General features: G+C 54.8%; 23 protein-coding genes. 16 read left to right on the top strand and 7 right to left on the bottom strand.

The window, feature by feature from the left end:
- Positions 1-2,193 (top strand): DNA gyrase subunit B (locus tag ACOERD_RS27210; RefSeq protein WP_419741089.1); only part of this gene is annotated, 2,193 nt, incomplete at its 5' end.
- 316 nt (positions 2,194-2,509) lie between these two features.
- Here ACOERD_RS27210 and ACOERD_RS27205 read toward each other — a convergent pair.
- A complete protein-coding gene (locus ACOERD_RS27205) occupies positions 2,510-2,905 on the bottom strand; it encodes a hypothetical protein (RefSeq protein ID WP_419741088.1) in 396 nt (131 codons plus the stop codon).
- A gap of 572 nt (positions 2,906-3,477) precedes the next feature.
- Here ACOERD_RS27205 and istA (ACOERD_RS27200) point away from each other — a divergent pair.
- From istA (ACOERD_RS27200) to ACOERD_RS27190, 3 genes are all read left to right on the top strand, one after another.
- Complete coding sequence (gene istA / locus ACOERD_RS27200; RefSeq protein ID WP_419738436.1) at positions 3,478-4,986, top strand: IS21 family transposase; 1,509 nt, start codon at positions 3,478-3,480, stop codon at positions 4,984-4,986.
- Complete coding sequence (istB, locus tag ACOERD_RS27195) at positions 4,973-5,704, top strand: IS21-like element helper ATPase IstB (protein ID WP_419737606.1); 732 nt, start codon at positions 4,973-4,975, stop codon at positions 5,702-5,704. Before istA (ACOERD_RS27200) ends, istB (ACOERD_RS27195) begins: the two co-directional genes overlap by 14 nt.
- A gap of 182 nt (positions 5,705-5,886) precedes the next feature.
- The gene (locus tag ACOERD_RS27190) at positions 5,887-6,714 is read left to right on the top strand and encodes an IS3 family transposase (RefSeq protein WP_419741087.1); all 828 of its coding nucleotides are present in this window, start codon (positions 5,887-5,889) and stop codon (positions 6,712-6,714) included.
- 913 nt (positions 6,715-7,627) lie between these two features.
- Here ACOERD_RS27190 and ACOERD_RS27185 read toward each other — a convergent pair.
- On the bottom strand, positions 7,628-8,494 hold the full coding sequence (locus tag ACOERD_RS27185; protein ID WP_419741086.1) for an NAD(P)-dependent oxidoreductase: 867 nt from the start codon (positions 8,492-8,494) through the stop codon (positions 7,628-7,630).
- 101 nt (positions 8,495-8,595) lie between these two features.
- Here ACOERD_RS27185 and ACOERD_RS27180 point away from each other — a divergent pair, with 101 nt between their 5' ends.
- Entirely contained in the window at positions 8,596-9,513 is a 918-nt protein-coding gene (locus ACOERD_RS27180) for a LysR family transcriptional regulator (RefSeq protein ID WP_419741085.1), read from the top strand.
- Between the two features lie 204 nt (positions 9,514-9,717).
- Positions 9,718-11,484, top strand: a complete 1,767-nt coding sequence (locus tag ACOERD_RS27175; RefSeq protein ID WP_419741084.1) for an adenylate/guanylate cyclase domain-containing protein — start codon at positions 9,718-9,720, stop codon at positions 11,482-11,484.
- Positions 11,485-11,633: 149 nt separating this feature from the next.
- Here the strand turns inward: ACOERD_RS27175 and ACOERD_RS27170 are convergent, their stop codons facing one another.
- The gene (locus ACOERD_RS27170; protein ID WP_419741083.1) at positions 11,634-12,374 is read right to left on the bottom strand and encodes a hypothetical protein; all 741 of its coding nucleotides are present in this window, start codon (positions 12,372-12,374) and stop codon (positions 11,634-11,636) included.
- A 334-nt stretch (positions 12,375-12,708) separates the two neighbouring features.
- On the opposite strand from ACOERD_RS27170, the gene ACOERD_RS27165 reads away from it, so the two are divergent.
- From ACOERD_RS27165 to istB (ACOERD_RS27155), 3 genes are all read left to right on the top strand, one after another.
- Positions 12,709-13,653: an aminotransferase class IV gene (locus tag ACOERD_RS27165; RefSeq protein WP_419741082.1), complete on the top strand. Its 945-nt coding sequence runs from the start codon at positions 12,709-12,711 to the stop codon at positions 13,651-13,653.
- A gap of 297 nt (positions 13,654-13,950) precedes the next feature.
- Positions 13,951-15,459 (top strand): IS21 family transposase, encoded by a 1,509-nt coding sequence (istA, locus tag ACOERD_RS27160; RefSeq protein WP_419741081.1) that lies wholly within the window; start codon positions 13,951-13,953, stop codon positions 15,457-15,459.
- On the top strand, positions 15,446-16,177 hold the full coding sequence (istB, locus tag ACOERD_RS27155) for an IS21-like element helper ATPase IstB (RefSeq protein ID WP_419737606.1): 732 nt from the start codon (positions 15,446-15,448) through the stop codon (positions 16,175-16,177). Before istA (ACOERD_RS27160) ends, istB (ACOERD_RS27155) begins: the two co-directional genes overlap by 14 nt.
- A gap of 179 nt (positions 16,178-16,356) precedes the next feature.
- On the opposite strand, the gene ACOERD_RS27150 is transcribed toward istB (ACOERD_RS27155), so the two are convergent.
- Positions 16,357-16,503 carry an Lrp/AsnC family transcriptional regulator gene (locus tag ACOERD_RS27150; protein WP_419741079.1) on the bottom strand — a complete coding sequence of 49 codons (147 nt, stop codon included), beginning with the start codon at positions 16,501-16,503 and terminating at the stop codon, positions 16,357-16,359.
- An 80-nt stretch (positions 16,504-16,583) separates the two neighbouring features.
- Positions 16,584-16,787 (bottom strand): hypothetical protein, encoded by a 204-nt coding sequence (locus ACOERD_RS27145; RefSeq protein WP_419741080.1) that lies wholly within the window; start codon positions 16,785-16,787, stop codon positions 16,584-16,586.
- Here ACOERD_RS27145 and ACOERD_RS27140 point away from each other — a divergent pair.
- Positions 16,780-18,522 (top strand): IS1634 family transposase, encoded by a 1,743-nt coding sequence (locus ACOERD_RS27140; RefSeq protein ID WP_419737624.1) that lies wholly within the window; start codon positions 16,780-16,782, stop codon positions 18,520-18,522. The genes ACOERD_RS27145 and ACOERD_RS27140 overlap by 8 nt on opposite strands.
- A gap of 184 nt (positions 18,523-18,706) precedes the next feature.
- On the opposite strand, the gene ACOERD_RS27135 is transcribed toward ACOERD_RS27140, so the two are convergent.
- On the bottom strand, positions 18,707-18,853 hold the full coding sequence (locus ACOERD_RS27135; protein ID WP_419741079.1) for an Lrp/AsnC family transcriptional regulator: 147 nt from the start codon (positions 18,851-18,853) through the stop codon (positions 18,707-18,709).
- A 96-nt stretch (positions 18,854-18,949) separates the two neighbouring features.
- On the opposite strand from ACOERD_RS27135, the gene ACOERD_RS27130 reads away from it, so the two are divergent.
- The gene (locus ACOERD_RS27130; protein WP_419741078.1) at positions 18,950-20,116 is read left to right on the top strand and encodes an MFS transporter; all 1,167 of its coding nucleotides are present in this window, start codon (positions 18,950-18,952) and stop codon (positions 20,114-20,116) included.
- 124 nt (positions 20,117-20,240) lie between these two features.
- Here the strand turns inward: ACOERD_RS27130 and ACOERD_RS27125 are convergent, their stop codons facing one another.
- Positions 20,241-21,137, bottom strand: a complete 897-nt coding sequence (locus ACOERD_RS27125) for a LysR family transcriptional regulator (protein ID WP_419741077.1) — start codon at positions 21,135-21,137, stop codon at positions 20,241-20,243.
- A 145-nt stretch (positions 21,138-21,282) separates the two neighbouring features.
- Here ACOERD_RS27125 and ACOERD_RS27120 point away from each other — a divergent pair, with 145 nt between their 5' ends.
- The 5 genes from ACOERD_RS27120 to ACOERD_RS27100 all read left to right on the top strand — a co-directional run bounded on the left by ACOERD_RS27120 (position 21,283) and on the right by ACOERD_RS27100 (position 24,702).
- Positions 21,283-22,191, top strand: coding sequence for an MBL fold metallo-hydrolase (locus tag ACOERD_RS27120; RefSeq protein WP_419741076.1), 909 nt, complete (start codon positions 21,283-21,285; stop codon positions 22,189-22,191).
- Between the two features lie 24 nt (positions 22,192-22,215).
- Positions 22,216-22,785 carry a carboxymuconolactone decarboxylase family protein gene (locus ACOERD_RS27115; RefSeq protein WP_419741075.1) on the top strand — a complete coding sequence of 190 codons (570 nt, stop codon included), beginning with the start codon at positions 22,216-22,218 and terminating at the stop codon, positions 22,783-22,785.
- Between the two features lie 262 nt (positions 22,786-23,047).
- On the top strand, positions 23,048-23,710 hold the full coding sequence (locus ACOERD_RS27110; protein ID WP_419741074.1) for a peroxiredoxin-like family protein: 663 nt from the start codon (positions 23,048-23,050) through the stop codon (positions 23,708-23,710).
- Between the two features lie 114 nt (positions 23,711-23,824).
- Positions 23,825-24,574 carry a peroxiredoxin family protein gene (locus ACOERD_RS27105; protein ID WP_419741073.1) on the top strand — a complete coding sequence of 250 codons (750 nt, stop codon included), beginning with the start codon at positions 23,825-23,827 and terminating at the stop codon, positions 24,572-24,574.
- The gene (locus ACOERD_RS27100; protein ID WP_419741072.1) at positions 24,532-24,702 is read left to right on the top strand and encodes a hypothetical protein; all 171 of its coding nucleotides are present in this window, start codon (positions 24,532-24,534) and stop codon (positions 24,700-24,702) included. Before ACOERD_RS27105 ends, ACOERD_RS27100 begins: the two co-directional genes overlap by 43 nt.
- Positions 24,703-24,836: the final 134 nt, after the last annotated feature.

Raw genomic sequence — 24,836 nt, 5'->3', positions numbered from 1 at the left:
TCGGTCAGTGACAATGGCCGTGGTATCCCGGTCGATATTCACCCCGAGGAGGGCGTCTCGGCGGCCGAGGTCATCATGACCCAGCTGCACGCGGGCGGTAAGTTCGACAGCAACTCGTACAAGGTGTCGGGCGGTCTGCACGGCGTGGGCGTTTCGGTGGTAAACGCCCTGTCCGATTGGCTGGAATTGCGCATCTGGCGCGCGGGTAAGGAACACGTGGCGCGCTTTGAAGGTGGAGAAACCGCCGAGCACCTTAAGGTTGTCGGCGATTGCGGGGATCGCACCGGGACGGAAGTGCGGTTTTTGGCCTCGACCGATACATTCTCGAACCTCGAATACTCGTTTGAGACGCTGGAGAAACGCCTGCGTGAGCTCGCCTTCCTGAACTCGGGCGTGCGCATCATCCTGATCGACGAACGCCCTGCCGAACGGCTGGAGACCGAGCTGTTCTATGAGGGCGGCGTCAAGGAATTCGTCAAATATCTCGACCGGTCCAAGACCCCGGCCATGCCTGAGCCGATCTATATCAAGGGCGAGCGGGACGATATCGGCGTCGAAATCGCGATGTGGTGGAACGATAGCTACCACGAGACGGTTCTGCCCTTCACCAACAACATCCCTCAGCGGGACGGTGGCACGCACGTGGCCGGTTTCCGCGGCGCTCTGACCCGGACGATCAACAACTATGCGCAGTCCAGCGGCATTGCGAAGAAGGAAAAGGTCAGCTTTACCGGTGATGACGCGCGCGAGGGCCTGACCTGTGTGCTGTCGGTGAAAGTGCCCGACCCGAAATTCTCGTCGCAGACCAAGGACAAACTGGTTTCGTCCGAAGTCCGCCCTGCGGTTGAAGGTTTGATGAACGAAAAGCTGGCCGAGTGGTTCGAAGAAAACCCCAATGAGGCCAAAGGGATCGTCGGCAAGATCATCGAGGCCGCATTGGCACGTGAGGCCGCCCGCAAGGCGCGCGAACTGACACGCCGCAAGACGGCAATGGACGTGAACTATCTGGCCGGTAAGCTGAAGGACTGTTCCGAGAAAGACCCGTCCAAAACCGAAGTTTTCCTGGTCGAGGGTGACTCGGCGGGCGGCTCCGCCCAAACAGGCCGGGATCGTCTGACTCAGGCCGTTCTGCCCTTGCGCGGGAAAATCCTGAATGTCGAGCGTGCGCGGTTTGACCGGATGCTGTCGTCTCAGGAAATCGGGAACCTCGTGATGGCGTTGGGCACCGGCATTGGCCGCGATGAGTTCAACATCGAAAAGCTGCGCTACCACAAGATCGTCATCATGACCGATGCGGATGTCGATGGCGCGCACATCCGAACCCTGCTGCTGACCTTCTTCTACCGCCAGATGCCGGAATTGATTGAAGGTGGATACCTCTACATCGCACAGCCGCCGCTCTACAAAGTTTCACGTGGTAAATCAGAGGTTTACCTGAAGGACCAGGCCGCGCTGGATGACTATCTGATCAATCAGGGGGTAGAGGGTGCTGTTCTGAAGCTAGGCTCGGGCGAGGAAATCGTCGGCCAGGACCTGACTCGCGTCGTCGACGAAGCGCGCCAGTTGAAACGCGTTCTGGATGCCTTCCCAACCCACTACCCGCGCCACATTCTGGAACAGGCCGCTGTGGCCGGAGCCTTTGTGCCCGGTGCCGTCGATGCCGACCTGCAAGGCGTGGCCGACAAGGTTGCCGCCCGTCTCGACCTGATCGCGCTGGAATACGAGCGCGGCTGGCAGGGCCGTATCACGCAGGATCACGGCATCCGCCTAGCCCGTATCCTGCGCGGCGTTGAAGAGGTCCGCACACTGGACGGCCCCATGCTGCGCTCGGGCGAGGCGCGCAAGACCGGCAGCTTCACGCAAAGCCTGCAAGAGGTCTACAACACCCCCGCCACGCTGGTCCGCCGCGACCGGATGCAGGCGATCCACGGCCCGCTGGACCTTTTGCGCGCCATTCTGGAAGAAGGCGAAAAGGGCCTGTCGCTTCAGCGCTACAAGGGCTTGGGCGAGATGAACCCGGATCAGCTGTGGGAAACCACGCTGGACCCGGACGCGCGCACCCTGTTGCAGGTACGTGTGGATGACATGGTCGAGGCCGACGATCTGTTCACAAAACTGATGGGAGACGTGGTCGAACCCCGCCGCGAGTTCATTCAGCAAAACGCCCTGAGCGTGGAGAATCTGGATTTCTGAAAACTTGTAGGTTTGCGCATAACACTTCGCGCACCCCATAAGTTTGCGTAGTTCGCCCATAGTTTTGCGCTACGCGTTTGTCTGCATTAGCGACGAATTCAATCAGTTTATGGCTTAGTCGTCGCGGTTATGGCCCTTTGCATTGCTCAATCCCACAAAGGGCCTCCCTAAGGAACCTTGGATTCTCGCGAAGGTCTGCGATGCGCAGAAAGCGGACTTTGCAAAGTTTCGCTAACAGCATTCGCGATCATTCGTCCGAGCAATGGTAGATGTGTAGTTTGAGCCTCAACAGCCTATTTGGGTTCCTTCCAAGTTTTCAAAATGAATACCCAACATTCAAGAAGACACTGGTGGCATCGTATTTGTTCTCCAGTTCAGCCACATCCAGCTTTCGGCTGAAGCTTTGAACGCCTACTCCAATATCCCATTGTGGAGTGAGTTCGTAGCTCAGCAAGGCGACTGCATCTAGAAACTCGACAGAGTCAACCGAGGTGCCGTCGACACCCAACTGAAATTCTAACCGATCAGACAGCTCATAGCTGGCATGGATGCTCGCGTATGGCGCAAAGTCGTTGCTTTCGACTTCTCGATCCAAATTTCCGGAAACAAGTCGCACATAGGTATTTTGAAAGGTCAGACCTCCGCCAATTTTCAAATCGAACCGACCTTCAGGGACTACGTTGTACAGATAACCGCCACGAATTTCGTTCATAACGTAATCCATCGCAGTCGTAGTGTTTGCCGGGTATACTGTGCCGTCAAACCGAACGGGGTTTGAAAAAGTGCCTTCGTCTCGTACCTCTAACGGATTTAGGACCGCGTAGAACTCGTGCCGATCAGACCTGAAATACTCGAAACTCGCCACGGAACTTGTGGTCGGGTTTGAAAAGGTATCAAACTGTTCAAGGTCTAGCTGTGAGCCGGTTGAACTGGGAGATCGTACGTCGTTGTTGTCCAGACTGCTCGCGCCGAAGGAGAATGAAAACCTAAACCTGGGTTTGAAGGGTTCTGTCTTTTTTGTCTCTGCCGATTTGTTTGATCCAGTAAGCATCGAAACCTGCAAACCGACTGCATCCTGTGAGACTGTGGGAAGAACCCTGACTCCGTTCTCCAAAGGCGTCGCGTACAACCAATTTCTAAGCATTGCGATACTTGCACCGGCCAGGACTGTAGAAAAGCGTGCAATTTTGACCCCCTAAGCGGGGAAATCGGCGTCCAAATTTGACCCCTCCCTATGGTTGTAGACATCCTTTTCATTGAGCAGTCGATGGAGAGGCAAGCGGGATGATTTGCGTGGAAACTATTAGAAAAGTGCGTCGCTTACACCTGATCGAAAAAAAGAGCATCAAGGAAATTTGCCGTTCGCTCAATTTGAGCCGTGCAACGGTTCGAAAGATAATCCGATCGGGAGTGACGGAGTTCAAATATGAGCGCAAATCGCAGCCATACCCGGTGCTCGGGCCTTGGCGCGCGCGTCTGGATGAAACGCTTGAGGAGAACGAGGCGCTTCCGAAGAAACACCGCAAGCGGATGACCAAAATCTGGAAGGAACTCTCCGATGATGGTTTTGGCGGCGGGTATGACAGTGTTCGACGCTACACAAAGAATTGGCGCATTGCGCACGGCCGACAACAGGCGCAGGCGTTCATCCCGCTGATCTTTGATCCTGGGGAGGCGTACCAGTTCGACTGGAGTGTGGAGACGGCTTTGATGGACGGTGCACTCACGACCGTGAAGGTTGCCCATTTCAAACTTTGCCATAGCCGCATGCCATTCTCCATTGCCTATCCGCGCGAGACGCAGGAGATGGTCTTTGATGCCCACGACGAGGCCTTCAAATTCTTTGGTGGAGGCTGCATCAACGGGATCTACGATAACATGACGACCGCCGTCGATGCGATCCTGTCGGGCAAGGAAAGAAAGTTCAACAAGGCATTCTCCCGGATGTGTTCTCATCATCTGGTGAACCCGATCGCCTGTACGCGCGCGGCCGGTTGGGAGAAGGGTCAGGTTGAGAATCTGGTCAAGGAGAGCCGCGCCTATAGTTTTACACCGCGTCTGGAGGTGGCCGACTTCGATGAATTGAATGCCCGGCTGCAAAAAGACGCGATCAAACGCGCAAAAGAACTGCGGCATCCGGAAAACCTGGAGGTGACGGTCTGGGAGGAGTTCCAGCAGGAAAAGCCGCTGCTGACGCATCTGCAGAAGCCCTTCGTCGGGTTCCGTGAAAAGACGGTCGCCGTGAGCCGAACCTGCCTGATCAACTTCGAAAGAAACAAATACAGCGTTGAGGCAAGAGCTGTTGGACGTCAGGTCCAGTTGCAGGTCTACGCCACGCGGATTGTCCTGCGCCAAGACGGTGAGATTGTCGGAGAGCACGAACGGTGCTTCGGCCGAGGAAAAACGATCTTCAACCCTTGGCACTATGTGCCCGTCCTCAAGCGCAAGCCTGGCGCTCTGCGCAATGGAGCACCGTTCCGTGACTGGGACCTACCACCGGCAATGACGCAGATCTGGACCCATCTGCGGGGCACATCCGACGGAGACCGGCAACTTGCCGATATTCTTTTCGCTGCTTACCAGCACGACATTGATGTGGTCGAGGCTGCCTGCGAAGAAGCTCTAAAATCTGGCCTGCGCAAGGCCGATGCGATCCTGAACATTGTCTCTCGGCGCACCAATCCCCCGCCGCCAAAGGCGATTGAGCCGCCTGCCCACCTGCAGCTGAAAATGGCACCGATCGCGGATTGCGCTCGCTATGACAGGCTTGGAGGCTCCCATGCAACTGCGTAAGGAAATTCTCGAACTTGCCCGTCAACTGAAGTTGCCAGGCATCGTCAACTGCTTTGACGAAGTGATGCAGGCCGCAGCCAAAAACAACTGGCGGCCCCAACAGGTCGTGGCCGAACTCCTCACGGCCGAACTGGCCGAAAAGACTGCGCGCTCGATCCGGTATCAGATGGGTGCCGCAAAGTTCCCGGTCTGCAAGTCCTTACCTGAGTTCGACTTCACGGTCAGCCCCGTCAACGAGGAAGTCGTGCGCAATCTTCATGACGGCGATTTTATGGACCAGGCCAGGAATGGCGTGCTGGTCGGTGGAACCGGATCGGGCAAAACGCATCTCGCAACAGCGATCGGGGGCCACGCGGTCAATAACCGCCGGCGGGTCAGGTTCTTCAGCGCTGTGGATCTCGCGAACAAGCTGGAGGCTGAACATCGCGAAGGCAACGCCGGGCGGCTCAGCGAGCAGCTGATCCGCGTCGACCTCGTGATTATAGACGAACTCGGTTATCTGCCGTTCGCAGAGTCTGGTGGACGATTACTCTTCCATCTCATCAGCAAACTGTACGAGCGAACGTCTATTCTGCTAACAACCAACCTCGCATTTGCTGAATGGCCGAGTGTGTTCACAGATGCCAAAATGACCACTGCTCTCCTGGATCGACTGACACACCATTGCGATATCATCGAAACCGGGAACGAAAGCTGGCGAATTAACCACCGCGACTAACCTCGAAATCGGGGAATAAATTCAAAACAGACAGCAGGTCAAACCTTCAGTCGAGCTACGCTCTCTTTTCGGTTTGACCTGCTGTCCACCCCCTCCTGAATCAACCTAAACACGACCCCCTCAACGCCCCTCTTAGCTCCAAGGGGGGTCAAATTTGGACGCCGATGGGGGGTCATTATTCAATGCCGATTGACATTCATGCTCGCCAGAAGCTCGGCACATCAGAGCGTCGCACCTGCAAGGTGGTCGGCCTTGCACGCAGCTCCATGCAATACCAGGCCGTAGAGAAGAACGATGATGCTCTTCGACTGGCCATGATCCGTCTGGCCAAGAGCTATGGCCGGTATGGCTACCGTAAGGTGGCGCAGCTACTTCGGGTCGAGGGCTGGCGTGTCAATCACAAGAAGGTGGAACGGCTGTGGCGGGAGGAAGGTCTGCAACTCCCGCAGCGGCACAAGAAGAAGCGTCGCCTGTACCACAAGGACAGCTCGATCATTCGACTCCGACCGACGCATCCTAACCATGTCTGGAGCGTCGATTTCGTTCACGACAAGCTGAGCAATGGGCGGAGCTACAAGATGCTCACGGTTTTGGATGAATACACCCGCCAGGCGCTCGCAGTAGAAGTTCGGACCCGCATGGGTTCTGAAGATGTGCTGGAGGTTCTCTACGGGCTGTTCCTGCGCCACGGAAAGCCTGATTTCGTTCGAAGCGATAACGGCCCAGAGTTCTCTTCACGGGCAACCCAGAGTTGGCTCGAGAAGGTCGGTGTGAACCCGATCCGGATCTACCCGGGCTCTCCCTGGGAGAACGGATACAACGAGAGGTTCAATGGAACGCTCCGCCGCGAGGTTCTCAATTCCGAATGGTTCACAACGACCAAGCAGGCACAGATCGTGATCAATTGCTGGCTCAGGCAATACAACCACACCCGACCGCATCAGGCCCTCAACATGCGCCCACCAGTCCCCGAAACTCTAGTCCGAGATGGCCCAGAACACGGGGGCTAGACAGCTCTAACCGCTGACGTTCAGTATCTCAAGAACCCTGGTTTCAACACAGATGACCCTCTCGTGTTTGGTTTCAGGCTGAGGTTCAATCTCTAGAGACTCTTTTAGTCTAGATGTCAGGGGCGGTAGTCGAGGCGGGAGTGTTACCATTCTTCTGTATTTAAGCAGAACGTCCGCTTTGGGCTCAGAGCGGCCGTTCGCATTCATTGTCGCGGAGTCCGCATCCAGCCCAAAGCAGACCCACAGGCCGGAGAATTCTTTGAGATCCATGCGGCATTTCTCCTGCGCGAATACATATGCGCTGATGCGCGTTTGTTTTCTGTTGTTGTCCAGGCATCTCATAACTGACGCGTTTGCGGTCTATCGCCAGCGTGCGAGTGAACTACTTTGATCGGTCAGAGGTTGAAGACTGCCAATCAAAGCGCACTTATGATTGAAGGGCGGTACTTTAAAGTTGTAGGATCCGTACAGGAACTATTTTAAATTGAGGGCGTACTTTGAAACGCGCAAACTTATGGGCAAATCTTGCAAAGTTATGCGCAAGTACCGCGCAGATTTTTGGGCAAAGCTCCAAGATTTTCTTTAACGAAATCAATGTCGGTAATGCAGCGTTATGAGCGCACCTACAAAACTGTAGGTGCGCCCATAGCTTTGCATTTCGCCCAAAGATTTGCATTTTGGCCCAAAACTCTGGGCGTATTAACCTTCAACTTTCTTAATTCGAGGTTCCATATCTTCGGGTCTCATTCTTTGCTTGTTTAGCGCCATCGCCGTATTGCCGGGGAAGGTTTTCGGATGGCCGCTTCCAGCCCAAACCGGACATTGGCGACGCAACTTCGCAATCCCATGTACGCAACTTTGCAGCCGATTGTTGGTAAAGTCGAACGGCTATTTTGACAGTAAGCTTTCGATTTCAGCAGGCATCCGTCATGTGCTTGACCAAAGAGGTCAATTGTTTGTCTCCGTATCCACCCTCCCACGCGGCTTTTGTGCGGTCATGCATCAATCGGATGAAGTCAGCCGGAGCATTCAGAGATTTGCAGGTCTTTAGAGCGTCCTCCTGGGCCAATGCGTAGACTTTTAACGAGGCTTCAGCGTCGTCATAGTCCTCGGTTGGAACGGTACGGACAAAGAGATCTTGGTAGTCATTTACCAGCTTGATCGTGGCAGGAAGTTGATCGACATAGACCTGCATAGGAACACCAGCTTTCTGGCAAACCTGTGCACCGTATATCATCCCGAACATGAAACCTTGCCGGACAGTGAAGAGACCAGCAAAAAGTGCTGCAAGAGCTGCGGGTTTCTCACCGACTTGCTCCGACTTTCCCCCCAGAGATCTTATTACTTCGCCGTAGCGATCCCAGGTTCCGTCACTGCCTACGGTGAGGATGGTGGTGTCGCTGCCACCGATGCCCGAAGGGTAGGCATTGATCATGCCCAACATGTAGTCTGCGTTTTTTTCGCTGAGAAATGAGACCAGTGAATCGGCATCGGACGTGTCGCCGGTGCTCATGTCGCAGATTGTTTTCCCCTTCAAAGATACTCTTAGACCGCTGATCAAATCGACAGTTTCCTTGTGACTTTTGATACAGACGATGACGAAATCCGACGCTGCAACAGCATCTTCCGGCGATGCGCAAATAACTGCACCTGCATTTGCAAACGATTTTGTCTTTTTAGGCGTCCGATTCCAGACGCAGACGCTGTAACCTGCATTGAGCAGGTAATGCGCCAACGCCGAACCCATGCTGCCCAATCCGAGTACCGCAAGCGTTGCCATGGTTTCCTCCTGTTCTGGTTATTGGTGTTTCAGTCAACATGCGTAAGAATCGAGAAATCGCGTAGTTGTAAATTTTTTTGTATTGTTAGATTTTCTGACTCATGGATTGGCACACGTTTCCCTCACTGACTTCTCTCAGAGCTTTTGCCGCCGCCGCAGAGTTTAAAAACTTGACCCGCGCAGCAGCGGCGCTGAACGTGACCCATTCCGCGGTCAGCCAACAAATCCGTGGTCTGGAGCAGCATCTGGGAACCCAGCTTGTTACTCGGACGCGACACGGTATCGCTCTGACCGCGCAGGGAGAATTCTTAGTGGCGGGCCTACACGAAGCATTCGCCTCAATGGCGTCCCTGACTGAGAGCATATCAAGTGCAGAGGCGGTTCGCCCGCTGGTGGTCAGTGCGACACCGATGTTTTCAAGCGCATTCCTCATGCCGCGCCTATCGGCGTTTGTTCAGGAGTTCCCGGATATTGAGCTTCGGATCGACTCAACAATTCAGGCTGTCGACCTCAAGCCAGGCGGCATTGACATAGCCATTCGATACGGCACCGGGCGCTGGTCGGGGCTGGTGTCGCAAATGTTGCTACCTGGCTGTCTGACAGTGGTTGCTGCAAAAGAATTGATTGGGGAACGGGTACTCAAAGACCCAATTGAGTTGCTCGACTTTACTCTTCTTCAGGAACAGGCTTCGGTCGAATTTGACCTGTGGTTGGAAAAGGTTGGAGTGCCACCTGGTGCAGATAGGAGAGTTGTTCGCTTGCCGGGCAACATGCTGCTTGATGGAATCCGCCAAGGTGATGGTATCGGGGCAACGGTTCCGGCATTCATCTCTGACGAATTGAAGTCTGGAGATCTCGTGGCGCTTTTCGATGATCCAATCCCGCAGATCGGATATCACCTCGTCACGCTGCCTGGAGCAGTTCGTCCAGCGGCAAAGGTGTTTCAGAAGTGGCTTTCCAGTTCAATTACCGAATATGAAAAAAGCCTTTTCAGATGGACGCCTGCTCACTTGATATAACTGTTATTGGCGTTCGACTCGAACGGATAGCAACAACCCAGAGCGGCGATGATTTTTCGCAAGATGAGGACAAAAAAGGCCGTTTGCCCACTGAGCTGTTAAAGCAGACGTATCGCAGCGCTTTCCAAAGCTGAAACAGACTTCGGACAAGATCAGACACCACCCCTGTTCACTTTCGCATGGTCTAAACACGTAGCGATCAGTATGAAACAGATAGGAGTACAACACGTGGAGCGAAAGCTAGCGGCCATCCTGATAGCCGACCTAGTCGGCTTTACCGCCCGGATGGAGCGGGACGAGAAAGGCACGCTCGAAATCCTTTCAGCGCACATTGACGAAACCATTGTTCCGCTTGTCGGTCGTCATCACGGCCGCATTGTCAAACAGATGGGTGACGGTCTGCTCGTAAGCTTCGACAGCGCTGTTGATGCCGTTTCTTGCGCGGTTGAATGGCAAAATTCGCCAGTGGTGGGCTCCGACCCGCTTCGCTTTCGCATCGGCGTCACTCTTGGCGACATCATCATGCGCGACGGAGACGTTTTTGGGTCCGGTGTGAACCTTGCGTCGAGGTTGGAGCAGCTTGCCCCGCCCGGCGGTGTGTTGGTTTCGGACGCTGTTTATCGTGTGGTCGGGAACCGTATACCGGTCGCCTGGGAGGATGCTGGTCAGCACACAATAAAGAACGTTGCCGAACCGGTACGTGCCTGGCGCATTGGCGGGTCAAGCGCAATATGCGCTGAACCGCCTCGGCCTGAAACATCAGGAAAAGCCACTATTGCGGTCTTGCCACTACAAAACATGAGCGATGACCCCGTGCAGGCCTTCTTTAGCGACGGGATTGCGGAAGACATTATTGTGGGCTTATCGCGTTTTCGGACGCTTAAGGTTGTTTCCAGAAATGCGTCTTTCAGGTTCCGGACACTGGACACAGATCCGGCCAAAATCGCGGAGACTCTCGGCGCAGAATATCTCGTTGAAGGCAGCGTGCGGAAGGCCGGCAGTCGCGTCAGAATCTCGGTGCAACTCGCTGACGCCCGAACGGGCACTCAACTCTGGTCGGATCGATACGACCACGAACTGGAAGATGTTCTCGCGGTACAAGACGAGGTGGCCCGAAATATCGTCGCAGTGTTGCCAGGCAGGGTCCAGCACGATGTCGTCGACCGTTCAACACAGAAACCAACGGATCAGATGAAGGCCTATGAGCTGATGCTCAAGGGCAAGGCACTACGCGACGGCTTGAACGCACGAGATACGGCCAAGGCGAGAGCGTTGTTGGAACGAGCGGTCGCGCTGGATCCCAGTATCGCGCGATCTTACATGTATCTTTCAGATACATATGTCATAGATTTGTGGCTGGGTCTGGCGGATGCTGACGCACCCACCCACACGTTGAATATCGCCCGAAAGGGCGTGGCACTGGATAACCGGGACGTCTACATTCAGGACCAGCTTGGTTTTGCTTATCTCTGCGCCGGGCTGTGGGATGAAGCCGAAGCGCAATTCAACAAGACACTTTCCATGATAGAAAGCGAGGCGGAGTCGATGGCTTGGTGCGGCTATGCTTTCCTACTGCTCGGCCAGCAACAAAAGGCGCGCGACGTAGTTTCGGAAGCTATGGCGCTGGACCCGCTAAATCCGCCTGCCATCGACTGGATTATGGGGCAAGTCGAATTTTTCAACGGTAACTATGAAGCAGTGCTTGGTTTTCTGATGGGAGCAGCGCGGCTTAACTCGTTGGCCACTGCCTTTGTCGCAGCGTCTTACGCGCAGCTCGAACGAGAGCGAGACGCCACTGGCGCATTGCGAGAATTCGTCACCGAACGTCACGATGAGTTCACAAGTCGAGGTATTGTGGTTGAGGATAAGACGGTCGACAGCCTTGCCCGCGGGTTTCGGTCTATGTGGCGGCGACCAGATGATTTCGAACGTCTTGTGGATGGGCTACGAGCGGCAGGATTGTCTGGCTGACGCCGACATTAACACTTTTGTCCTACCGGCGCGGCCTCAATTACGCGGTTCTCTGCGCCCTGTTTTTCCGGCAGCGAGAACCCGAAGCAGACATGCAAAATTAGACTTTGCAGTTTTAAAGATGCCAAAGAGCGAATTTTTGCACGAGGCTACACCCGATACCAGTTTTCAACGTCTCGGGTAGCTTCGTCGACTGTAAAAGCAGCCTCTACCTCCGCGATGACACGCCGTACTTCGTCCGGGCTTGCAATAAGTTCCAAAATGCTCGCCCCTAGATCATGGGCTGACCCGGCATTTGAAAAAATCGTATCAACCCCAATTCTGATGGCGTTTCGGTGTTGCAGTAGGTGCTCAAAAAACCGCACGTAAATCATCTCCTTGTACGGAGAATGACCATCCGCTTCTGAGATCAAGCCCAATTCTGCCGCCTTGGCACACGTCAAACGCCAAGCCAGATCCATTGTGGATGGTGGCGCGTCCCTGGCCTCATCAGGATGTCTGGGGTTCGTAAATGTAGATCTTCGAATAGCTTCGAGATTGGCACGCAAGTTCTTTGTAGGAACAGGATAGATGAATGTGGTTTCCTCGGATGCTAAGGCTGGTTCAACCTGATCCGGCTGCGCCTGGACAAACTCGGAAAACCTGTTTCCGATGATAGGGACTTCACCGACAATCATGTCTGTGGGATCGGTAGTCTCTGTCAGCCATCGCGCCAGGGCTCTCCGGCCCCACAATCCGGCTGCCTTGCGGATCAACGGATGAGTTCCATCTGAAACATCTGGATACTTTGCGAGTATGTCTTCGGTCTGAAACGCCGCGAGTCCTGTATCCCACCGCATGATATGTACGCGACGTCCCAAGGAGACCGAAATGGATATTTGCTGGCGCAACAGAAATGACTTTCCAGATGCCGGTAATCCAGTAAAGAAAACCATGCGGCAACGACGTGCAGCGTCGGCGAGGTGTGTTCCAATCTCGGTTTCCGCAAAACTGTCGATAGAAATAGCGTATCTCCTAATTTGGTGTCAGCCGCAGACCGGAGCGGCGAGCGTTCACCACCTCCAAGATTGTTGCCCATGAAATCCGGCGATTTCACAGATGAATTGTCAACCTAAATTGCTCTATAGCCCAGTTTGAGGGCTTTCCATTGCAGATAGAGGCTTCAGCGCTCGCAGCCCAAAACGGACATTGCGATTTCTGTCCTCACTCCGTTAGCTTCTATTCATGACTGTTTTACCCAATCTCTCCGAGCATTACTCTGACCCTAAAACATATCCTCCTGGCGTGGCTTTCATGGACGGACAGTATTTGCCGATTTCGGAAGCCAAGATTTCGGTGCTGGACTATGGGCTACTTCATTCCGACGCGACGTATGATGTCGTCCATGTTTGGAACGGAGCCTTCTTTCGACTCGAAAATCACCTTGATCGGTTCTTTGCAGGTTTGGAAAAGCTGCATATGTCAATTGAGTATGACCGAGACCAGGTTACCGAGATACTGCACAATTGCGTCGCGCTATCCGGACTAAAGAACTCGTACGTCGAGTTTATTTGCACACGCGGCATGTCTCCAACATTCAGCCGGGATCCGCGTGATGCCGTCAACCAGTTCATCGCCTTCGCAATCCCGTTTGGATCGGTGGCTAATCCAGAGCAGATGAAGCTTGGGCTACATGCAGCAATATCATCCTTGGTCCGCATTCCACCTAATTCAGTCGATCCAACTGTGAAGAACTATCACTGGTTGGATCTGGTGAGAGGCCTCTATGAGGCTTACGACCGAGGCGCCGACACGGCGATCCTTGTCGATACAAATGGAAACGTGTCGGAAGGGCCCGGGTTTAATATTTTTGCCGTCATCGACAGAAGAGTCCTAACACCAAAGCTCGGTGTGCTTCTCGGGGTCACTCGTCAGACGGTCTTCGACATATGCACGAACTTGGATATCGACTGCTCAGCCGTCGACATACCCCAAGACCAACTCCTGGGTGCAGACGAGGTGTTTATATCTTCAACCGCCGGAGGGATCATGCCAGTGACCAAAGTGAATGGACAAAATATCGGCGCTGGATCTCCCGGCCATATCACAAGTCAGATCACCAAGCGTTATTGGGAAATGCACAACGAGAAGAACAAGAGGCTTGTGATAAAATACTTGGATGAAAAATAGCTGTCAGTCGGTGTCGGGTTTACCCAGTGATGGAATGTAGTTTTGCGAACCATGACTCTGCTGGATGCGTCTTACACAATTAGCTGATCGCAGCCCGAAGCGGACCTTCAATCCAAGACTTTGCAATTCCGGCTTAGCGGACTTTGCGGCCATCCACATTTTCACTCCAAAGGACCGTAGTTGTAGAAAAGCGTGCAATTTTGACCCCCTAAGCGGGGAAATCGGCGTCCAAATTTGACCCCTCCCTATGGTTGTAGACATCCTTTTCATTGAGCAGTCGATGGAGAGGCAAGCGGGATGATTTGCGTGGAAACTATTAGAAAAGTGCGTCGCTTACACCTGATCGAAAAAAAGAGCATCAAGGAAATTTGCCGTTCGCTCAATTTGAGCCGTGCAACGGTTCGAAAGATAATCCGATCGGGAGTGACGGAGTTCAAATATGAGCGCAAATCGCAGCCATACCCGGTGCTCGGGCCTTGGCGCGCGCGTCTGGATGAAACGCTTGAGGAGAACGAGGCGCTTCCGAAGAAACACCGCAAGCGGATGACCAAAATCTGGAAGGAACTCTCCGATGATGGTTTTGGCGGCGGGTATGACAGTGTTCGACGCTACACAAAGAATTGGCGCATTGCGCACGGCCGACAACAGGCGCAGGCGTTCATCCCGCTGATCTTTGATCCTGGGGAGGCGTACCAGTTCGACTGGAGTGTGGAGACGGTTTTGATGGACGGTGCACTCACGACCGTGAAGGTTGCCCATTTCAAACTTTGCCATAGCCGCATGCCATTCTCCATTGCCTATCCGCGCGAGACGCAGGAGATGGTCTTTGATGCCCACGACGAGGCCTTCAAATTCTTTGGTGGAGGCTGCATCAACGGGATCTACGATAACATGACGACCGCCGTCGATGCGATCCTGTCGGGCAAGGAAAGAAAGTTCAACAAGGCATTCTCCCGGATGTGTTCTCATCATCTGGTGAACCCGATCGCCTGTACGCGCGCGGCCGGTTGGGAGAAGGGTCAGGTTGAGAATCTGGTCAAGGAGAGCCGCGCCTATAGTTTTACACCGCGTCTGGAGGTGGCCGACTTCGATGAATTGAATGCCCGGCTGCAAAAAGACGCGATCAAACGCGCAAAAGAACTGCGGCATCCGGAAAACCTGGAGGTGACGGTCTGGGAGGAGTTCCAGCAGGAAAAGCCGCTGCTGACGTATCTGCAGAAGCCCTTCGTCGGGTTCCGTGAAAAGACGGTCGCCGTGAGCCGAACCTGCCTGATCAACTTCGAAAGAAACAAATACAGCGTTGAGGCAAGAGCTGTTGGACGTCAGGTCCAGTTGCAGGTCTACGCCACGCGGATTGTCCTGCGCCAAGACGGTGAGATTGTCGGAGAGCACGAACGGTGCTTCGGCCGAGGAAAAACGATCTTCAACCCTTGGCACTATGTGCCCGTCCTCAAGCGCAAGCCTGGCGCTCTGCGCAATGGAGCACCGTTCCGTGACTGGGACCTACCACCGGCAATGACGCAGATCTGGACCCATCTGCGGGGCACATCCGACGGAGACCGGCAACTTGCCGATATTCTTTTCGCTGCTTACCAGCACGACATTGATGTGGTCGAGGCTGCCTGCGAAGAAGCTCTAAAATCTGGCCTGCGCAAGGCCGATGCGATCCTGAACATTGTCTCTCGGCGCACCAATCCCCCGCCGCCAAAGGCGATTGAGCCGCCTGCCCACCTGCAGCTGAAAATGGCACCGATCGCGGATTGCGCTCGCTATGACAGGCTTGGAGGCTCCCATGCAACTGCGTAAGGAAATTCTCGAACTTGCCCGTCAACTGAAGTTGCCAGGCATCGTCAACTGCTTTGACGAAGTGATGCAGGCCGCAGCCAAAAACAACTGGCGGCCCCAACAGGTCGTGGCCGAACTCCTCACGGCCGAACTGGCCGAAAAGACTGCGCGCTCGATCCGGTATCAGATGGGTGCCGCAAAGTTCCCGGTCTGCAAGTCCTTACCTGAGTTCGACTTCACGGTCAGCCCCGTCAACGAGGAAGTCGTGCGCAATCTTCATGACGGCGATTTTATGGACCAGGCCAGGAATGGCGTGCTGGTCGGTGGAACCGGATCGGGCAAAACGCATCTCGCAACAGCGATCGGGGGCCACGCGGTCAATAACCGCCGGCGGGTCAGGTTCTTCAGCGCTGTGGATCTCGCGAACAAGCTGGAGGCTGAACATCGCGAAGGCAACGCCGGGCGGCTCAGCGAGCAGCTGATCCGCGTCGACCTCGTGATTATAGACGAACTCGGTTATCTGCCGTTCGCAGAGTCTGGTGGACGATTACTCTTCCATCTCATCAGCAAACTGTACGAGCGAACGTCTATTCTGCTAACAACCAACCTCGCATTTGCTGAATGGCCGAGTGTGTTCACAGATGCCAAAATGACCACTGCTCTCCTGGATCGACTGACACACCATTGCGATATCATCGAAACCGGGAACGAAAGCTGGCGAATTAACCACCGCGACTAACCTCGAAATCGGGGAATAAATTCAAAACAGACAGCAGGTCAAACCTTCAGTCGAGCTACGCTCTCTTTTCGGTTTGACCTGCTGTCCACCCCCTCCTGAATCAACCTAAACACGACCCCCTCAACGCCCCTCTTAGCTCCAAGGGGGGTCAAATTTGGACGCCGATGGGGGGTCATTATTCAATGCCGATTGACACGTTCATGGACAGCAGGCGCAGACAGGCCAACCGCTTTACCCAAATCGCTGTAACTCTGTTCAGCATCCTTCGTCAGGAGGCTTAACAGGTTTCGGTCGATCTCATCCAAGCCATATCTATCCTTGGGCATATACAGAACCTCATTCGATTTTTCCCGTATTTTTCAGAATGCAGTATCAAATCAGAACGAATTGATCTACTGGCTTGACCTCAAAGGAGGTGCAGGATGAACCCAGTTTGGCTTCTGATGCTTGGTATAAGTATTGTCGCCTGACTTCCGACCTTTTTGTTGATCTGACTGGGTTTTTGGTTTGTTTTCAGGTGTGGTTGCTCAGAGGCGCGTTGTAGTGCCCCATTATTATAAAAAGTATTGACATGGGCCTTCAGATGGCTAACCTCTTCGCCCATGTTCATCCGCACCAAACATGACGCAAAGCTCAACCGCACACGGATCCAGATCGTTGAATCCGTCCGCACCGGCTCCAAGGTACGCCAGAAGATCCTGCGCCATGTGGGTGTGGCCCATAACGACAGCGAGATTGAGGATATCAAGCGTCTGGCGGGCCGCTTGATGGAGCAATTACGCATTGATCGCTCGCCGCAAATGGAACTGTTCACGCCCACGGAATATGCCGATCTGCAGGCGCTGGTGCGCCGCGCTCCGCGGCCGGACAAGCTTGGCGTTGATCTTGCCGAGTGCCGTGAGGAGGCGCGGGTCTCTCTGGGTCTGCGGGATGTCATGGGGACGATGTATGACCAACTGGGTTGGGGGGCCCTTCTGGGGGCGGCGCGTAAAAGTGCCAATCGCATTGTGAAAGAGCTGGTTATGGCGCGGATCGCACAGCCCGAGAGCAAGCGCGCGACCGTGGAGGCGTTGGAGAACCAGGCAGGCATCACGCTCAATCTGGACGTGGTCTATCGGAGCATGGATTACATCAATACGCCGGTGATAGACGGGATTTGCAAAACCTCTCACGCGGCGGCAGAGAAGTTGCTGGGCGGGCCAGTGACCGTGCTGTTCTACGATTGCACGACCCTGGCCTTTGACACCGAGCGCGAGGACCCGGCCGAGGATGCGGACGGGGTCGAGCAGGATCATCTTCTGGCCAAGGGCTTCAGCAAGGATGGCAAGCATCACCGCGCTCAGGTCATGCTGGCGCTGATCGTCACCTCCGATGGGCTGCCTGTGGGCTATGAACTCTTCCCGGGAAACACCTGGGAAGGTCATACGCTGGAAGCTGCGCTGAAGGCGTTGGAGGGACGCTTCGACGTGGCCAGGGTCACGTTCGTGGCCGATGCCGCCATGCTCAGCAAGGACAACCAGCAGATGTTGCAGAACAAGGGTCTGCCCTACATCCTCGGCTATCGCATGAAGTCCGCCCCGGCCGCCGTGAAGGCGAACATTTTGAGCCCGGAGGGACGCCAGCCTTGGGCTGGACACGGTTCTGAAGAGGCAACCGAGAAGGGCTGGTACAAGGTGATCGACCAGGAGGGAGCGCGGGTCATTGTGACCTGGTCACCCACCCGGGCACGCAATGATGCCCACAAGCGCGACAAGGCAATCGAAAAGCTGCACAAGAAGCTCAAGCGCTCTCGCAAACCCGGCAGCTTCAGCAGCCGGGGATATGGCCGCTTCCTGGCCTTCCCCGACAGCGGGGACGTCACGCTGGATGATGCAAAGATCAAGGCAGCGGCACAATGGGACGGGCTGCATGCCATTGTTGTTCATGGTGCGGACGAACTGGAGGCACAGGACGTCATTGCCCGCTATCACCAGTTGTGGGAGATCGAAGCCTGCTTCCGCACCAACAAGCACGATCTGAAAATCCGGCCCATCTATCACTGGTCGCCGCGTCGGGTCCGGGCCCATATCGCCATCTGCTACATGGCCTTCTGCTGCCTGCAGCACCTGCGCAAGCATCTGGACCTGCTCGGACACCCGATGAGCCCGGCTCGTATCCGCAACGAGTTGAACGCATTGCAGCTCTCGATCCTGCGCCACAAAGGCACCCCTGACCGCTACGGCATGCCAAGCCATGCCACGGTCGATGCCAGACGCATCCTCACCTGCGTCGGCCTGACCTGGAACGAAGCCCCTTTCAAGATACCCCCCGGGCGCACCCGAAAAACTGGCCAGACCAAAGCCTGAGCTCCCTCAACACTCCGAAACAATCGCTGGCGAAAAAAGTCCGTGTAGTGCCTTTTGGCAACCAAGGCATAATAATATCAATGACTTATACGAAAAAATGTCGGAAGTCAGGAAACACGACCCCCTCAACGCCCCTCTTAGCTCCAAGGGGGGTCAAATTTGGACGCCGATGGGGGGTCATTATTCAATGCCGATTGACACGTTCATGGACAGCAGGCGCAGACAGGCCAACCGCTTTACCCAAATCGCTGTAACTCTGTTCAGCATCCTTCGTCAGGAGGCTTAACAGGTTTCGGTCGATCTCATCCAAGCCATATCTATCCTTGGGCATATACAGAACCTCATTCGATTTTTCCCGTATTTTTCAGAATGCAGTATCAAATCAGAACGAATTGATCTACTGGCTTGACCTCAAAGGAGGTGCAGGATGAACCCAGTTTGGCTTCTGATGCTTGGTATAAGTATTGTCGGATCAAACTCCTTGGTTCTCAGTCCAATCGCAACGGATGTTGCGGCCTCCTTGCCGCGCAGTTCCGCGACAGACGTCATGTTTGCCTCGGCTGTCTATGGAGCGGCAACGGCCATCAGCGCGCTGACGCTTGCACCGAAGGCAGATCAGATCGGGCTGCGACGCGCTTTGTTCCTTGCGCTCGTGGGGTTGTGCTTTGCGATGGCGATCTGCGCATCGGCAACCGCGCTTTTGGTACTAATTGTGGGCCAAGCATTGGCCGGATTGGCAGCGGGCCTCGCATTGCCTGCAATCTATGGGTTGGCGGCCGAAATCGCCCCAAAGGGACGCGAAAGCGAAACACTTGGCAAGGTTCTAACGGGCTGGACGCTAAGTCTCGTTGCAGGTGTCAGCCTATCGGCCATTCTCACTGAATTTCTGCACTGGCGCATCGTATTTGTAATCCTTGGTGGGACCGGTCTGATTTTGCTGGTCGCACTTAGGCGGTCTGAGGTTACGGAAACGCAACCGAACGGCGAAGCCACTTTGCCGCTTGAGGCTATACGAATAACAGGCCTTCCTCCGATACTACTTTCTGTAGCCTGCTACATGGCGGCCTTCTACGGGCTCTATGCCTATCTGGGCACACATCTTACGCAAGCCTTGGGGATTAGAACCGGCATCGCTGGTCTTGCTGCCCTCTCATATGGTGTTGGCTTCGGCATTGTCGCACCCCTTGATCGCTTAATCGACCGGTATGGAGCAACGAAATCCGCTCCCATCGTATTCGCAACATTACTTTTCGCATATATCGGGCTTTCCGCGCTGGCACCGTTCGGAATGGCACTCATTGTGTTCTGTATCGCGTGGGGTGCCGCAAACCATCTTGGATTGAACATCCTTGTCGGCCAATTGACGGCGCTATCTCCCGGGCAACGCGCGACTATTCTCGGTCTCTATAGCGCGGTGACCTATGCCGCGATGTTCGTAGGTACGACGGTCTTCAAAGTGGTCTTCGAAGCGTTTGGCTTCTCGACCATTGCCCTTCTTTCGGCTGCTTGCATCGCGCCTGCAACGCTAGGCGCAGTTCGACGCCATTATCGCCTCGCTAAAACGGACGTTCGTCAGAATGCAGAAAATGGCTAGTATGGGCTCTGTGCCGCCGTACTCTGCGGTTTGCATGATTGGCTGGAGGCAGCCCAAACCGGACGTTCAAAACAAGGCTTTACAATTTCAGCTTTCGCAAAACCTGGCATTCGACGATCACTACTCAAGAACCTGTTCTCTTTACTAAGGCCTCCTGTAAGTGCCTTGTGAATGCGCGAGCTGAAGGCTTCGTGTGACGACCACCCGCCAGCAATGCGTTCACCTCAACGTTTCCGATTTTCCAATCAGGCAACAATTGGACGAGAGTCCCTGCTTCCAACTCATTCCTGCAACTCCAGTAGGAGGTGCTTACAACACCCAAACCGGCCACCGCCGCAGTCGTCGTGCTTTCGTTGACGGAAATCATCAACTGGCTTTCGACACGAATGGACTGAACCTTACCGGCCTTCTCAAAACTCCAACCGGCCTTTCGGATGCTAGATGGACCGAGGATGACTTGGTGATCCACCAAATCGGCGGGCTGTTTCGGAGTGCCGGCTTTTTTTAAATAAGAAGGGGATGCAACCACAACTCTGGGCGTCGAGCCCAGCTTGCGGGCAACCATCGTCGAGTCACCTAGCGGTCCAAACCGGATGGCGACGTCGATAGCCTCATCAATCAAGTCCTGCATCGAGTCTGTCAGAACAAGATCAACCTTCAGCTGGGGGTGTTGCTCCAAAAACGGAGGCAGAACAGGTATGATTTCCCGTTGCGCAAAACTCGCTGCTGCCCCAACTCGTAAACGACCACGCAGCTCACCAGTGCCCCTAACGAAATGATTGGCCTCCTCAATGTCCGAAAGGATCGGCTCAATGCGAGTCAAATATCCTTCCCCGGCTTCCGTCAGTCGAACGGCATGGGTGGAGCGTACAAAGAGCTGAACCCCAAGGTCTTTCTCAAGATTGGAAATGATGCGGGAAACCGACGGCTGGGACTTGCCAGTTTCTTTGCCCGCAGCGGTAAAGCTACCGGTGCGGGCAACACGTGCGAACAAACGGAGAGTCGAGAAGTTATCAGACATTTGCTTTTCGAATAACTGTTAGGCTTTTTGGCAGGCTACCGTCCGACTTTCTTATGAGTAACATTTGAACGCAACAGCAAGCTCACCCGGAAGGTCACATTCGGAAACTGTGGCTAAGAAGGTTTTTCGAAAAGGACCATGTGACATGGCAAACTCACCAATGAGCAGACGGCGTTTTCTTACCACTTCGCTGGCCGGAACGGCGCTTGCATTTGCGTCGCGAGCCATTGCAGCAACTCGCATCAATGTGGGTGAAAAGCAGATCTATGCCCTGTCCGATGGTCACTTCGACATGCCTGCAAGCATGTTTCTGGGAACGCCTGAAAGCGTGAAAGCGCAGATTGGCGATCCCGCCCGGATCGCCGCCAACACCTACGCATATCGGGTTGGGGACCGTACCATCTTGTTCGACGCGGGCGCTGGCACCAGCGACTTCATCACCAAATCCTTCCCGACAGTGGGCGAGCTTCCCGACGAGCTCGGCTCAGTTGGTGTCTTTGCCGAAGATGTAACCGACATCGTGATCACGCATATGCACCCAGATCACGTTGGTGGTCTTGCCATCGGTGATCGGATGGCGTTTCCAAACGCTCAGATCCACATCGCGGCTGCTGAATGGAACTTCTGGAATGCGAGCGGTTTTGCAACCGGCGCACCGGAACCGATGCGGCCTATGGTAAAGAATGTTCAATCGCTTTCGAATGTCATCGAAAGCAATGTTTCCCTCCATAGTGGATCGGCCGACTTGGGTGACGGCGTGAGTGTTCTGCCCGCGCCGGGTAACACCCCTGGCCATACTGCTATCGTCCTTGATGGTGGTCGCGAACAGTTCATTGTTGTTGGTGACCTCACGGTCCACGAAGACGTTCATTTTGCCAATCCGAACTTCGGGTGGGCTATGGACGTAGATGGTGAGCAGGCCGTGGCTACGCGGATCTCAATGCTCGACATGATCGCCACCGATGGTCTGATCATGGGCGCCGCTCATGTCACCAAGCCCGGCCTAGGCCGCGTGGAGCGCAAAGGCTCCGGTTTCCGCTTTCTTCCTCTCTAATCACATTCTCTGAAGGAACATCACATGACGACCTATTCCCAGCATACCGTCGACACTGCCCCTGAAGGGTCCAAGCCCATCCTCTCAGCGATCAAGGGCAAAATGGGCTTTGTTCCGAACCTGATGGCGACAATGGCGGAATCCCCTGTTCTGGTCGAAAGCTACATGACCATGATGGGTATTTTCGAGAAGACTGATCTGACGCCAACCGAACGCGAGATCATTCTGATTACAAACAATCGCCTGAATGGCTGCACCTATTGCATGGCCGCGCACACAGCCGTGTCGAAGATGGCCGGAGTAGATGACAGTGTTATCGAGGCGCTGCGCGCGGGCACGCCAATATCGGACCCAAAGCTCGAGGCGCTGCGCAGCTTCGCTGAGATCATCAACGAGACACGCGGATGGGCCAGCGATACGCAGGTCAATGCACTGATCGAGGCCGGCTATTCAAAGCAGACCGTTCTGGACGTCATCGCCGGAACCGCCCTCAAGGTTTTGTCGAACTACACGACCCACGTCGTGAACCCACCGCTCGACAGAGCTTTCGAACCGATGGCGTGGAATCCTAAAGCCGACGCGGTGGCGGAATAGTTCAGACTAAAACCAGTGTCCCGTAGTTTCCAACTGCCTGTAGTCAGGCGAGCACGAAAACGCCGCGCTTTTGGCGCGGTGTTTTTTGTGCCGACAGAGTACGCCGAACAAGCAAAGCACGGTCCCATTCATTCATTTTATGGATAACCGTTACACAAACCGGGCGGCTACCACCTCACTATCAACTGACCAAGTATTGAAACAGGCGGCAGGAAAACCCCTAAGCCAGCCAGAGAACGCAACCTACGAAGTGGACCACAACATGACCCTCCAGAACCAACTAGACGACTTCAAATCACAGTTCAAAACAATGGCCCCTGAAGGCGCCTTTGAAGCTTTTGCCCGTTCGACCCAAGAGTTGATTGACAGCGGTCAAGCTGAACGCGCCCTGAAAGCTGGTGACGCGGCGCCCGACTTCGTTCTGACGGATTCAGACCGCAACAATGTCGCGTTGAAAGATCTGTTGGCCAATGGGCCGGTCGTTCTGACCTTTTATCGCGGTGTTTGGTGCCCTTACTGCAACATCGAGCTGAAAGCCCTTGAGGCCGTTGCCGAGGACATCCGCTCACGTGGCGCAACCCTGGTCGCGATCTCGATGCAAGGCGCGGCGGACAGCCGGAAGTCTCAGAAAGACAATGAACTGAGCTTCCCGATCCTCACGGACAAAAACGGCGAATTGGCTGAAAAGCTGGGTATTCGCTGGACGCTGCAAGACTACGTCATTCCGGTTCACGACGGTTTTGGCGTCCACCTGCCGCGCATCCACGGAGACGGCCAGTGGAACCTTCCCATGCCTGCACGATACGTCGTCGATACGGTTGGCAAAATCGCCTACGCGGAAGTGAACCCTGACTATACCCGCCGCCCCGAGCCTGCCGATCTGTTCCCTGTTCTCGACAGTCTGGCAGCTACAGCCACTGCCTGATTTGGTCGCGCGCCTCGCATTGAGGCGCGCGCCGTTCAACTCAATCCACGCAAAAAACTCTTGCCGAAGTGCCGCTGCTTGCAACTCGATAAAAACCTCGAAAGGACCAAGAAAATGAAGGGCAAACTCATCCTCCCGTATATCATGTCGAACCTGCTCTCGGGCGTTGGCTCGGCCGTAATGTTCTACCTGTCAGGCTTCGATCCGATCTGGATCGGTACGTTCTTTGCCACGTTCACCATGCCATTCTTTCTAATGGTGCTTGCCGGTGCGTTGGGAATTTCCCGGACATCCAAGAACCTGCCTGTCATTCAAATTATCAACCTGGCCGCAGTGGCATGGGTGATCTACCAAGTCAGTGCGCGCGGTGGATTCGCAGCCACCAGCGAATACGTGGCCGTGGGTCTGGCGCTGTACGGCGCAATCACAATGCAATGGTACATCCACGTCTTCTCGAACTATGGCCGCAAGCCGAGCGCAGCCATCGTGAAAGGCAAAGCGTTGCCCGAGCTTCGGCTGCAACGCTTGGACGAGACCACCACGACGTCTGCGTCCTTTGTCGGCGAAAAGACCCTGCTGGTGTTCCTCCGTGCAAACTGGTGCCCCTTTTGCATGAACCAGCTCAAAGAAGTGAAAGCGAAGGCAGATCAACTGGCTAAGGCAGGCGTGCAAGTAAAGTTCATCTCAAATCAGGGCATCGAAAACTCAAAGAAGCTCGCCAAAAAACTGGACCTGCCAGCGCGCTACGAAATCCTCCAGGACAATGATTTGGCCGCAGCCAAAGCACTGGGTATCGAAGATATGGGGGCGCTCCGTCTGGTATGCCGGGCTACCCCGCCGATACAGTCAAGGCGACGGTCATAGCGCTGGATGAAGACGGAACAGTGATCTTCGGAGACGAGACGGACAACTACCGCATTCGCCCTCATCCCGATACGTTCCTGCATGTGTTCGAACCACGAGGCAGCGTCCGGGCATTCTCAGCGGCGTAAGAATTGTTGTGACCCAACACTAAGTGCCGCGTATCACAGCGCGGCACTTTAAGGGCCGTCGGCTCAACTTTGCAAAGTCCGCTTTCTGCGCATTGCTGTCATTGGAGGATCGCGCAGCATCGATCAAAGTGGAC

The sequence above is a fragment of the Ruegeria sp. genome (genome assembly GCF_965199275.1).
Classification (GTDB): Bacteria; Pseudomonadota; Alphaproteobacteria; order Rhodobacterales; family Rhodobacteraceae; genus Ruegeria.
This window is presented reverse-complemented; position numbering and strand designations above follow the sequence as displayed.

What these genes read in the sequence shown, in the direction of transcription:
- ACOERD_RS27205 (WP_419741088.1), bottom strand. Translation starts at nt 2,905, where the DNA reads ATGAACGAAATTCGTGGCGGTTATCTGTACAACGTAGTCCCTGAAGGT.
- istA (WP_419738436.1), top strand. Translation starts at nt 3,478, where the DNA reads ATGATTTGCGTGGAAACTATTAGAAAAGTGCGTCGCTTACACCTGATC.
- istB (WP_419737606.1), top strand. Translation starts at nt 4,973, where the DNA reads ATGCAACTGCGTAAGGAAATTCTCGAACTTGCCCGTCAACTGAAGTTG.
- ACOERD_RS27190 (WP_419741087.1), top strand. Translation starts at nt 5,887, where the DNA reads ATGCCGATTGACATTCATGCTCGCCAGAAGCTCGGCACATCAGAGCGT.
- ACOERD_RS27185 (WP_419741086.1), bottom strand. Translation starts at nt 8,494, where the DNA reads ATGGCAACGCTTGCGGTACTCGGATTGGGCAGCATGGGTTCGGCGTTG.
- ACOERD_RS27180 (WP_419741085.1), top strand. Translation starts at nt 8,596, where the DNA reads ATGGATTGGCACACGTTTCCCTCACTGACTTCTCTCAGAGCTTTTGCC.
- ACOERD_RS27175 (WP_419741084.1), top strand. Translation starts at nt 9,718, where the DNA reads ATGAAACAGATAGGAGTACAACACGTGGAGCGAAAGCTAGCGGCCATC.
- ACOERD_RS27165 (WP_419741082.1), top strand. Translation starts at nt 12,709, where the DNA reads ATGACTGTTTTACCCAATCTCTCCGAGCATTACTCTGACCCTAAAACA.
- istA (WP_419741081.1), top strand. Translation starts at nt 13,951, where the DNA reads ATGATTTGCGTGGAAACTATTAGAAAAGTGCGTCGCTTACACCTGATC.
- istB (WP_419737606.1), top strand. Translation starts at nt 15,446, where the DNA reads ATGCAACTGCGTAAGGAAATTCTCGAACTTGCCCGTCAACTGAAGTTG.
- ACOERD_RS27150 (WP_419741079.1), bottom strand. Translation starts at nt 16,503, where the DNA reads ATGCCCAAGGATAGATATGGCTTGGATGAGATCGACCGAAACCTGTTA.
- ACOERD_RS27140 (WP_419737624.1), top strand. Translation starts at nt 16,780, where the DNA reads ATGTTCATCCGCACCAAACATGACGCAAAGCTCAACCGCACACGGATC.
- ACOERD_RS27145 (WP_419741080.1), bottom strand. Translation starts at nt 16,787, where the DNA reads ATGAACATGGGCGAAGAGGTTAGCCATCTGAAGGCCCATGTCAATACT.
- ACOERD_RS27135 (WP_419741079.1), bottom strand. Translation starts at nt 18,853, where the DNA reads ATGCCCAAGGATAGATATGGCTTGGATGAGATCGACCGAAACCTGTTA.
- ACOERD_RS27130 (WP_419741078.1), top strand. Translation starts at nt 18,950, where the DNA reads ATGAACCCAGTTTGGCTTCTGATGCTTGGTATAAGTATTGTCGGATCA.
- ACOERD_RS27125 (WP_419741077.1), bottom strand. Translation starts at nt 21,137, where the DNA reads ATGTCTGATAACTTCTCGACTCTCCGTTTGTTCGCACGTGTTGCCCGC.
- ACOERD_RS27120 (WP_419741076.1), top strand. Translation starts at nt 21,283, where the DNA reads ATGGCAAACTCACCAATGAGCAGACGGCGTTTTCTTACCACTTCGCTG.
- ACOERD_RS27115 (WP_419741075.1), top strand. Translation starts at nt 22,216, where the DNA reads ATGACGACCTATTCCCAGCATACCGTCGACACTGCCCCTGAAGGGTCC.
- ACOERD_RS27110 (WP_419741074.1), top strand. Translation starts at nt 23,048, where the DNA reads ATGACCCTCCAGAACCAACTAGACGACTTCAAATCACAGTTCAAAACA.
- ACOERD_RS27105 (WP_419741073.1), top strand. Translation starts at nt 23,825, where the DNA reads ATGAAGGGCAAACTCATCCTCCCGTATATCATGTCGAACCTGCTCTCG.
- ACOERD_RS27100 (WP_419741072.1), top strand. Translation starts at nt 24,532, where the DNA reads ATGCCGGGCTACCCCGCCGATACAGTCAAGGCGACGGTCATAGCGCTG.